Origin of the sequence: Winogradskyella aquimaris (genome assembly GCF_042676105.1) — a bacterium.
In the GTDB taxonomy this organism is placed as follows: domain Bacteria; phylum Bacteroidota; class Bacteroidia; order Flavobacteriales; family Flavobacteriaceae; genus Winogradskyella; species Winogradskyella aquimaris.
Map to the genome: position 1 here is coordinate 137532 of NZ_JBHTJQ010000004.1, position 12412 is coordinate 149943.

Annotated in this window: 5 protein-coding genes; 4 read left to right on the forward strand and 1 reads right to left on the reverse strand. The window is 35.1% G+C overall.

Going from position 1 to position 12412, the window contains the following annotated elements:
- The first annotated feature begins 9 nt into the window (after nucleotides 1-9).
- From ACFQ1K_RS05080 to uvrB, 3 genes are all read left to right on the forward strand, one after another.
- Entirely contained in the window at nucleotides 10-2367 is a 2358-nt protein-coding gene (locus tag ACFQ1K_RS05080; RefSeq protein WP_320556766.1) for a choice-of-anchor L domain-containing protein, read from the forward strand.
- 126 nt (nucleotides 2368-2493) lie between these two features.
- Complete coding sequence (locus tag ACFQ1K_RS05085) at nucleotides 2494-9000, forward strand: choice-of-anchor L domain-containing protein (RefSeq protein ID WP_320556765.1); 6507 nt, start codon at nucleotides 2494-2496, stop codon at nucleotides 8998-9000.
- A 35-nt stretch (nucleotides 9001-9035) separates the two neighbouring features.
- Complete coding sequence (gene uvrB / locus ACFQ1K_RS05090; protein WP_320556764.1) at nucleotides 9036-11042, forward strand: excinuclease ABC subunit UvrB; 2007 nt, start codon at nucleotides 9036-9038, stop codon at nucleotides 11040-11042.
- A gap of 11 nt (nucleotides 11043-11053) precedes the next feature.
- On the opposite strand, the gene ACFQ1K_RS05095 is transcribed toward uvrB, so the two are convergent.
- The gene (locus tag ACFQ1K_RS05095) at nucleotides 11054-11455 is read right to left on the reverse strand and encodes a TerB family tellurite resistance protein (protein ID WP_320556763.1); all 402 of its coding nucleotides are present in this window, start codon (nucleotides 11453-11455) and stop codon (nucleotides 11054-11056) included.
- 234 nt (nucleotides 11456-11689) lie between these two features.
- Here ACFQ1K_RS05095 and ACFQ1K_RS05100 point away from each other — a divergent pair, with 234 nt between their 5' ends.
- Entirely contained in the window at nucleotides 11690-12406 is a 717-nt protein-coding gene (locus tag ACFQ1K_RS05100; protein WP_386133913.1) for an alpha/beta hydrolase, read from the forward strand.
- Nucleotides 12407-12412: the final 6 nt, after the last annotated feature.

The window sequence follows — 12412 nt, forward strand, 5'->3', positions numbered from 1 at the left end:
TAAATTTATATGAAATACAACACATTATTTTTTATCTCTTTTTTCATTTCTCTATTTACGTATTCGCAAAATATTTTAGTAGATAGCCAAACCTACACTCCTCAGCAACTTATAGAAGATATTTTAATTGATAGTGACTGCATAACAAATATAAACGTAACTAATGTGGTTGGTGGTGACTTTGGAAGTAGTGATCAAAGTTATGGCTTTTTTGATGCGAGTGGCACCAATTTTCCCTTTGAAAGTGGTATTGTGCTAAGCACAGGGAGATTAGCTAATGTACCAGGTCCAAATAATAACTTAAGTGATGATGATGCCCCAGATTGGCAAGGTGACCTAGATTTAGAAAACGCGCTTAATGAAAGTAATACCTTTAATGCTACGATACTTGAATTTGACTTCACCGCTGTAGCACCTCAAGTAAGTTTTCGATACATCTTTGCTTCAGAAGAATACCAAGAAAATAATCCAAATAGTTGTCAGTATTCAGACTTGTTCGGTTTTTTGATCCGACCAACAACAGGTCAAAATCAATATGAAAATATTGCGTTGGTACCAGATACCAATACACCTGTGAAAGCCACAACCGTTACTCCTGGTGTTCCTGGCAGTTGCCCACCTCAAAACGAAACCTACTTTGAAAGTTATAATGGTACGAACTCACCCATTAATTTTAACGGACAAACAGCAGTTCTAACAGCAACTGCGAATATTGTACCTAATCAATCCTACCATGTAAAATTGGTTATTGCAGATGAGCAAAACTATCGTTATGACTCAGCCGTCTTTCTTGAAGCAGGGAGCTTTCAATTATCTACCGAATTAGGGCCAAACAAACTAATTGGAACAGGAAATGCCTTATGCGAAGGTGAAACTTTAGAACTCAATGCAAATAACCCTTCCTTAAGCTCATATAGTTGGTATAAAGATGGTGTTCTACAAGAAACCACACCAAATTGTTTAGACTGTGGCTATTTTACAGTAACAGAACCTGGTACCTATAATGTTGAAGTTACGATTTTAGACGATTGTATTTCTTATGGTGAAGTGGTAATAGAATATGCCCCTTTGCCTATTGGTCAAGATGCTGTTCTCACAGAATGTGATATAGATACCGACGGACTAACCTCATATGACCTTTATGATGCTTCTAATGACCTTACAAATAACAGTAACAATCTTGCTATAGTAGATTTTTTCTTAACTGAGGATGACGCCATAGATTACACTAACCCAATTGGTAATCCAAATAATTTTCAAAATACCATACCATTTCAAAATGTGTATGCACGTATTGTTAATGCTGCTAATTGTTTTGATATTGTGGCCTTGGAATTACGAACTTCCAATACTATTATTTCTATTCCAGATTTGGGAGCCTGTGATGGAGTGGATATGAATGGGTTTGCCACATTCAACTTGAGTAATATCGAGGCTTCCATTATTGCACAAATTCCTACGGGATCTCAGGTTACATATTATCAAACTCTTGAAGATGCTTTGAGCGAAAGCAATGCTTTACCTAACAATTACACCAATACGACACCAGATTCCCAGACTATTTTTGTAAAAATTGAAAACGATAACCAGTGTTTCAGTATATCAACCGTAAATCTCAATGTGCTTTACACACCGTTACTAGAAGTTGATGAAACCGTTACTTATTGTATGAATACGTTTCCTGAGACCATTACGATTCATGGTGGTGTTCTAAACGACTTACCAAATAATTATTATTACGAATGGTACTTTAATGGAATATTAACTGATGTTGATACTTCCTTTAATGCCATTAATCTGGCTGGTAATTATACAGTGGTCGTCAGCGATCCCAATGGTTGTTCGTCAAGCAGAACGATTACCGTGAGCACCTCGGAGACCGCTATTGTTGAAAGTATTTCTATTGAAGGGATTTCACCAAACAACATAGTTACGGTAAATGTTAGTGGCGCAGGTTTTTACGATTATGCCATCGACGATATCAATGGGTTTTACCAAGAGAGTAATGTGTTTACTAATATTTCTGAAGGTGAACATACCATTTACATAAATGACAGAAATGGCTGCGGTATTGTTGAAGAAACAATAAATATAGTTGGCATCCCAAAATTCTTTACACCAAATGGAGATAATGTTAATGATACCTGGCAGATTATTGGAGCTAATTCAAAAGATAATCAGATAGAAAGTTTACAGATTTTTGACCGTTACGGAAAAATAATGATGCAATCTTCGTCTGGCAGTTTAGGTTGGGATGGAACATCCTCAGGCAGTCCAATGCCTTCAAGTGACTACTGGTATATCATCAAGTTTAGACAAAATGACATATACTACGAAATTAAAGGTCATTTTACTTTAAAAAGGTAAAAAGAAATTTACACACACCTATTCATCTAAATTTCAAGTAGTTCGTCCTTAAAAATCCCAATCTATGGGTATTTTTTTTGATATTCAAAAGCTTAGTTTGCCTTAGCTATAATAAACCAACCTAAAATGAAATTAAAGATTATATATGCTTTTCTTTTAGCATCTTTCGGTTTCCAATATTCGACTAGTCAACAAATTATCACGGACGACTCTTTACCACTAGAACAACTTATTCAAAATAATCTTGGTCAGAACTGTGTAGAAATTTCAAATATTGTATCTACAATTAATGGATCTATTAATGGATTTTCAAGTTATGGCTTTTTTGAACGTGGTGATTCTAACTTTCCTTTTGAAAATGGTATTGTCTTAACGACTGGTAATGTTAATTCTGCAGGTAATGTTTTAAATACAAGTTCACTCAACGAAGGTGATGACAACTGGTTGACAGATGCTGATTTGGAAAATGCGCTTGGTATAACAAACACACAAAATGCTACTTCCATTCAATTTAATTTTATATCAGTTGCTAATCAAATTCAATTTAACTACATATTGGCTTCTGAAGAATATGAACAGAATTTTCCTTGTTCCTATTCTGATGGGTTTGCTTTCTTAATCAGAGAGGCTGGTTCAACAGAACCTTTTACTAACATAGCATTGATTCCTGGTACGGAAATACCTGTTAATACCAATACAATTCACGATGTTATTGTTGGACAATGTGATGCACAAAATGAAGCTTACTTTGAAGGCTATAATATTGGAGATACTAATTATAATGGTAGAACTGTGGTCATGACGGCGACTGCTGCCATACAACCTAATTTGGAATATGAAATAAAACTAGTTATTGCAGACCAAAATGACGAAAACTACGACTCAGCAGTTTTCATCGAAGGTAATAGTTTTAATGCCAGTGTGGATCTTGGACCAGACATTACAACTTGTGGTGAGTCTGTAATGCTAAATGGTGATATAGCAAACCCTCAGGCCACTTACCAATGGTTTCAAGATGATATTTTGTTAAATGGAGAAAATGGAGCAAGTTTGGAAGTGGTTACCTCAGGCACCTACAGAGTCGAAGTCACCATACAATTAAACCAAACATCTTGTGTCATTGAAGACGCAGTGGATATAACTCTAAATTCTGAACAACCTGCTGGTACACTTTCAGATTTTCTTTTATGTGATGATGAATCTAATAATGGTGTAGAAGAATTTGATTTCAGCCTAAAGGATACTGAAGTCCTATATTCTGTTCCACCGTCCAGTTATAATATTAGCTATCATCTCTCCTCAGAAGAAGCGCAAAATAATATCAATCCTATAGAAGGTGTATTTGAAAACACAAGTTCACCTCAACAAATTTTTGTAAGGATAGAAGATACTGTTAATGGTTGTTTGGCTTATTCGACTTTTAATTTAGTGGTCAACCAAGTTCCAGAATTTGTAGAACCAGATCCGATAATTGTTTGCCAAGATGCAACACTCGAAGGTATTACATATGTGGACCTTACTCAAGCCAATAGTCAAATTGCCAATGGCAATACAAGTCTTTTTATTTCTTATCATTATTCACAACCCGAAGCAGATCTTGGTATCAATCCGATTTACTCACCTTACATTAACAATAATATATCAGAAACGTTATACGTAAGGGTTTATGATTCTTCTACAGGATGTTTTTCTACGACAACCATAGATATTCAGTTTCAATCCAGTCCATCAATCAATACCGAAACTCAATGGATAAATGCTTGTGAACAAGATTTTGATGGCTTTGAAAATTTTGACCTTACTAGTGTCATTGATAATGTATTACTTGGCTTAACAGGTGTTACCGTAAGTTTTCACGAGAATTTGTATGACGCTCAAAACAACATAAATCCAATTGCTAATCCTGAAGACTATCAAAATATAGTTCCTAATTATCAGGTTATATATATTAGAGTTGAAGATGACACCACAGGATGTTTTGCTGTAACACAATTAGAATTACATGCAAATATTATACAAACTGTGTATAGTGGCGAAGCCTTTGTAGTTTGTGATGACCCTAGTAACGATGGTATCGCCGATTTTGACCTCAATGAAGTTGAAGCTGATTTAGAAGACGGTTATGATGAGTTTGAAACAACTTTTTATGAAACTGAAGAAGACAGGAATAATAATACAAACCCTTTAGACCAATCTATACCTTATACAGTCACTAATAACGGTACAACAATTTATGCGACAATTATAAGTGATGAATGTACAGAATTTGTAACTGTCGAATTAGAGATTGCACAAGCAATTGTCCTAGAAACACAATTTGCCGATTACTGTGATGATGTTGTAAATGATGGATTTACAACATTGTTTATGGATACTTTTAATACAGTAGCCAGTCAGGGTGTATCACCAGCAAATGTAAAGTATTATTTAACCGAAGAGGATGCTATTAATAATGAAAACATCCTTCCTGACTACGTATATAACAGCTCTAATCCACAACTATTTTATATAAGGGTTACCAATAGCCAAACCGGCTGTTACGGTATTTCCTCATTAGAAGTTACCGTTGTTGATGCACCAGAAATAATGTACCCTGCACCAATTATTGTTTGTGACGACGATGATGATGGAATTGCTACCGTTAATCTTGAAAGTCAAATACCAGGTATCGTAGCTTCTACAGCAGGGTTTGAAATATCATTTTATACTAACAATAGTGATGCCATCAATGCCACAAACCCTATCTCAGATACTTCAAATTTTACCACCTCGACGACATATATTTATGCAAGGGTGGCTAATGAAAGTTCAGGTTGTTATAGTGTTTCTGGTTTTTATGTTTACGTCAATACATTGCCAGAATTTGTTCCTATTTCAAACTATGAAAATTGTGAAGCTGACATCAGTAGTGTTGCAGATTTTTATTTCTATCTGAAGGATGCTGAAATTCTAAATGGGCAGAACGATAAATTCGTGACCTATTATGAAACCGAAGAAGATGCCATTGCAGGGACTAACCCTATAAACAAATATGCAGCATATCAAAATACAACTAGTCCCCAAACTATTTATGTAAGAGTTGAAAATTATACGGATCCAAACTGTTTTGGCACCTCGTCTTTTGAATTAGAGGTAGGATCGCTTCCTATTTTCAATCCTGCCGAAAGTATTTTTGTTTGTGATGACATAAGCAATGATGGTTTAGTTACCGTAGATTTAAATGAAACCATAGCCACAATGGAGGCTGGAAGTCCTGAGGATTTAGATATCACATTTTATACATCTCAATACAATGCAGATAATAGCTTAAATCCTGTTGACTTAACATATACAAATTCAACAAACCCACAACAGCTTTTTGCAAGGGTTGATAATGGTAATTATTGCTATGGCATATCAGCTTTTGAAATAAATATTATATCCGCACCAATAGTAAATCCATCAAATCCATTAATTGCATGTGATGACAACTACGATGGTATTCTCACATGGGATCTTACGATTGCTGAATTGGACATTCTGGATGTTAGACAAGATGATATTGAGGTATCCTATTTTGAAAGTATGGATGATTTAGATACTGATGCAAATCCAATTATAAATCCTCAAAACTATACAAATACCACCAATCCTCAGACTATATTTGTTAAGGTCAATAATACCATAAGTGATTGCTATGTTTCAATACCAGTTGATATTATTGTTAATTTACCTCCTTCCATTAACGACTTCATGACAGTGGAAATTTGTGACAATACCATGTCCAATTTCGATCTTCAGACAGTAAACGCATTGGTAACAAATGACGATACAGATATTGTTTTCACCTACCACAATACACAAGAAGATGCTGATACCAATAGCAATCCTTTAGATAATAATTTCATATACTCTTTGCCGTCACACACCATTTTTGCTAGAGTAGCCTATGTTTCTACTGGGTGTTATGCTACGTATCCATTTGAGCTTATCATAAACCCGTTACCAATAGCAAATCAACCATTAGATTTAGAAACCTGTGACGACACATCTAATGACGGTTTCGAAATTTTTAATCTTTCATCACAAAATGATGACGTTCTACAAGGTCAGGATCCAAATATTTTTGCAGTAAGTTATCATAATTCAATTGCCGATGCTCAAAGTGGTGATAATCCACTAACAGAAGATTATAATTCCCAAAATGGAGAAACTATTTTTATTAGGGTCACCAACTCAAATACAGGTTGTTATTCTACGACTCAATTTAATACTATAGTTTATGAGGCACCTTCAGCAGTATACCCAATAGTAATATGCGATAATAATTATGATGGTATAAATACCTTTAACCTTACAGAAGTTGAAACAGATCTATACGCTGTTATGCCAAATAATATCTCCATTACATATTTTGAATCTGAAGAAGATCTTAATGCAGACTTAAATGTAATCCAATTTCCAGAAAATTACGAGAACCTGAGCAACCCACAAACTGTTTACATAAAAGTATTTAATAACTCTGCCAATTGTTATACCGCTATACCTCTTGAATTGAACACTATACTACCACCTCCAATAAACGAATTTGAGATTTTTGAAATTTGTGACAATCTAGATAGTAGTTTTAATCTCAGTGAAATCGAATCAGTCCTGGTGGATGACGCTACAAATACTCAATTGTCTTATTTTGTTAGTTATAGCGATGCTGAAACTAATACCAATTCCCTATCTGAGAATTATACCTATTCAAGTATTAATGATGTCATTTTTGTTCGGGTAGAAGACACTAATACTGGTTGTTTTTATATCTATAATTTTATTTTGCAAATAAATCCTCTGCCTATTGCCAATCAGCCGGACGACATGGAACTTTGTGATGATGAATCAAATGATGGATTCGCCATATTCGACCTTCAATCTCAAACAAATACAGTACTAGGCTTACAAATTACAGATGAGTTTACGGTAACATACCATGTAAACTATACTGATGCAAGCAGTGGTGATAATGCACTTGAAGCTTCTTATAATGGCAATAACGAACAGAATATCATTGTGAGAATAGAAAATAATGAAACCGGCTGCTATAGTTTGACAGATTTTACGCTTTACGTAAATCCTTACCCAAACATTCCAAATCCTATTACTGAATGTGATATAGATTACGATGGCATAACAACCTTTGACTTAACCATGGCCGAAGACGATTTGTTTGCCACAGCTGATCCTTATGATATTTTAAGCTACTATGAGTCTATGGCAGATTTAGAAGCTGAGAATAATGCAATTTTAAATCCGCAAGACTATGTAAACCTTAGTAATCCTCAGACAGTTTTTATAAAAGTATATAATACTGTAGCCGATTGTTATAGATCTGTTCCTCTAGAACTGAATGTAAATTTACCTCCAGCCATCAATGATTTTGAAGTTTATGAAATATGTGAAAATGAAACAAATAGTTTCGATCTAAGTACCATTAATTCAGAAATCGTCGATACGAGTTTTAATATTCTAATCAGTTATTATACTTCAGAAAATGATGCCCTTTTAGAAGAAAACGCATTAGACAATAATTATACCTATGTGACATCAAATGATGTTATATACGCTCGTGTAGAATTTAGCACAACACATTGTTACCATATTTATCCTTTTGAACTGCAAGTTAATCCTTTACCTATGGTCAATCAACCCGATAACCTCGAAGCGTGTGATGATAATTATGATGGGCAATTAATCTTTAATCTTAACACTCAAACACCTTCGATCCTAGGTAATTTGAATTCTTTAGATTACAGTGTAACGTATTACAATGACCAAACGCTTGCAGAAGAAGGCACTAACCCAATAGATAGTGAATCTTATTTGGCATTTAATAATGAGTTAATTACAGCAAGAGTTGAAAATAATGCAACAAACTGCTATAGTTTGGTCAGCTTTAATACGATTGTAAATCGAAAACCAGAAATTAATATTCCAGACCAAGTGGTCTGTATAGATAACTTACCTTTAATCGTATCCGCAGAAACAGGCTTTACATCAGACACCTATTTATGGTCAACCAATGCTACAACACCAGATATTGAAATCACTGAAATTGGTACATATTCCGTGACCGTAACTTCAGAATTAGGCTGTGAGACCATTTCTACATTTAACGTAACCGAATCCGAATCCGCGACTATAGAACTAACAGAAACTGTAGATTTTTCAGATCCTAATAATATAACCATTACGATAAGTGGTATTGGTAATTATGTCTATATCTTAGATGATGGTGAACCTCAAGAGTCGAATATTTTCGAAAATGTTTCTCTAGGGTATCATACCATTACCATTATTGATTTAAATGGTTGTGCAGAAGTCACTAAAGAAGTTGTCGTCGTTGATGCGCCTAAATTCTTTACACCAAATGGAGATTCCCAAAATGACACTTGGCATATAGTCGGTATAGAAACATTACCGGGAAGTATTGTATATATCTTCGATAGATATGGCAAATTATTAAAACAATTGGGCTCTAACACTAGAGGCTGGGATGGCACTTATAATGGCAACAAAATGCCGTCTAGCGACTATTGGTTCCTAGCTGAGATTAGAGGTGGTGAAAAATCTTTTGACGTTAGAGGTCATTTCTCATTGCGCCGTTAATTGAATACTGAATATCTTTATCGTAAATTTGCTCTATGCGATTTAAGATAGAGTCAGAATTTAAACCTACAGGAGACCAGCCACAAGCCATAAAGCAATTAGCAGATGGTATTACCCAAGGAGAACCTTACCAAACCTTACTCGGTGTCACAGGTTCTGGAAAAACCTTTACCGTGGCCAACGTCATCCAAGAAGTACAACGGCCTACTCTAGTACTGGCCCACAACAAAACCTTGGCCGCACAATTGTATTCGGAATTCAAGCAGTTTTTTCCTAATAATGCTGTAGAGTATTTTGTTTCCTATTACGATTATTACCAACCTGAAGCTTATATTCCGGTTTCTGGTGTTTATATCGAAAAGGATTTATCCATAAACGAAGAAATTGAAAAGATGCGATTAAGCACAACGTCTTCTCTACTCTCAGGTCGAAGAGATGTCTTGGTAGTAGCTTCAGTATCTTGTTTGTATGGTATTGGTAATCCTGTAGAATTCCAGAAAAACGTTATTACGTTAGAACGTGATCAGGTCATTTCAAGAACCAAACTTTTACATCTTTTAGTTCAGAGTTTATATTCACGAACCGAAGCTGATTTTAAAAATGGAAACTTTAGAATTAAAGGAGATACGGTAGATGTCTTTCCTGGATATTCGGACAACGCCTTTAGAATCCACTTTTTTGGCGATGAGATTGAGGAAATCGAGGCCTTTGATCCATATTCTAATGAAATCATTGAACGTTATGATAGACTAAATATCTATCCTGCAAACATGTTTGTAACCTCACCAGATGTATTACAAAATGCTATTCGCGACATTCAGGATGATTTGGTAAAACAACATGATTATTTTAAAGACATAGGTAAACATTTAGAAGCCAAACGCTTAAAAGAACGCACCGAATTTGATTTAGAAATGATCCGCGAGCTAGGCTACTGTTCTGGGATTGAAAACTATTCGAGATACCTGGATGGTAGAGCGCCTGGCACGAGACCGTTCTGTTTGCTAGATTATTTTCCAGATGATTATTTAATGGTTGTAGATGAAAGTCATGTAACCATCTCGCAGGTGCATGCCATGTATGGAGGCGACCGAAGTCGTAAGCAAAATTTAGTGGAATATGGTTTCAGATTACCTGCCGCTATGGATAATAGACCCCTAAAATTTGAAGAATTTGAAGCGCTTCAGAATCAAGTCATCTATGTTTCTGCTACTCCAGCAGATTATGAAATGCAAAAAACTGGTGGTGTATATGTGGAGCAAGTGATTCGGCCAACTGGCTTATTAGATCCGATAATTGAGGTACGACCCAGCTTAAATCAAATCGATGATTTAATTGAAGAAATTCAACAACGCGTTGAAAAAGATGAGCGCACCTTGGTTACCACACTCACTAAAAGAATGGCAGAAGAATTAGTGAAATACCTAACCCGTATCGCAATCCGATGCAGGTATATTCATAGCGATGTTGACACTTTAGAACGTGTAGAAATTATGCAAGATCTCCGCAAAGGCTTATTTGATGTGTTAGTTGGTGTCAACTTATTGCGTGAAGGGTTAGATTTGCCGGAAGTTTCGTTAGTCGCTATCTTGGATGCAGACAAAGAAGGTTTTTTAAGGTCAAATCGCTCCTTAACCCAAACCGTTGGTAGAGCAGCCAGAAATTTAAACGGCAAAGCAATTATGTATGCTGATACGATTACCAATAGTATGCAAAAAACCATTGATGAAACCAACTACCGTCGTGAAAAGCAAATCGCTTATAATACAGCTCATAACATTACACCTAAAGCATTAAATAAGAGTTTGGACAGTGCTTTAGCCAAAAATTCGGTAAGCACCTATAAGACTGAGCTTGAAGCTAAACTCGCTGCAGAACCCGAAAGTAAATATCTAACTAAGGGGGAACTCGAAAAGAAGATTAGAGAAAAACGCAAGCAAATGGAACAAGCCGCCAAGGCTCTGGATTTTATGGAAGCTGCACGTTTTAGAGATGAAATTACGGCTTATCAGGAAAAGTTAGAAAAGCTGAAAGTTAAGTAAAGTTTAGTCTACTAGTTATACTGCACCTTAAATATGTCGATTAAAAAATCAGGTGGTACGATTTTATTTGGAAAACTATCCATCAAATCTAACACCCTATTTATAGATTCATGACTTAAGCCCATGCGTAAACCAAAATTATGGATTTTTGCCAACTGTTTTGAGGACACCTTATGATCTAGATTCATTAAAAGTACTAATCTATGAAACTGGACGATGCGCTCACTATGTGTTTTTAAATGCACATAGGTTACCGGATGTTCAAAAAGATACTCAAAATCTTCCTTAGAAATATCTAGTTGCTTGGCTATACTAAACAAGAAGTTATACTCTATAGTTTTAATATTTTCATCTGTCTGAGCAAAAGCAATCATCTCAGAAAGCAAACTCAATTTTTCAGCACGGTTGATCATGTATACGAGGGATTAATTAACGTTGTAAAGTTAAAGAGGTACATTATTTTATTGTCGTTGATATAATGTATCTTGTCGAAAAATTAAATGTACTTAGTCGGTTTTTTTAAACGTTTGTCAACCTTGAAAGTCTATAATAGTATGCGTTTCAACCCCTTTTTATTAATTTTTTTTCTAATTTTTTGGCTCAATATTACAGCGCAAAGTACTGCTTCTAAACAGATTACAACTTTTGTGATAGAAGCACCTCAACTAGATACTCTTAAAACAATTTGGGTGTATTTACCTAAAAATTATCAAAATTCTAAAAAGGTGTATCCTGTGATTTACATGCACGATGCCCAAAACTTATTTGATGAAGAAACGTCTTATGTTGGTGAGTGGCACGTGGATGAGTATCTAGATTCAATAACCCAAAACGAAAGTATTATTGTGGGTATAGAACATGGCAACGAAAAGCGTATTGATGAGTTAACACCTTACAACCATGAAAAATATGGCGGTGGAAATGGAGATGCCTATATCACCTTTATTAAAAACACACTTAAACCTCATGTTGATTCTTACTATAGAACTAAACCTGAAGTGGAAAACACGGTTATTTTTGGATCCTCACTTGGTGGACTTATATCCTTTTATGCCGTCATAACCTATCCAGAAACTTTTGGTAAAGCGGGCATATTTTCACCTGCCTTTTGGTTTAGTGAAAAAATTTATGATTTAGTTACAGCTGTAGACATTCCTAAAACCTCAAGCTTTTATTTTTTAGCTGGTGATAATGAAAGTGAGACCATGGTACCCAACCTAATGAGAATGATCAAATTATTAAAATCCATGGGAGTAAACGACAAAAAAATTCAAAGCCATATAGTTAAAGGTGGTGAACATAATGAAAAATTATGGTCTGAAAATTTTGGAACTGCCTATCAATGGCTAATGACTAATTATTAATGACTA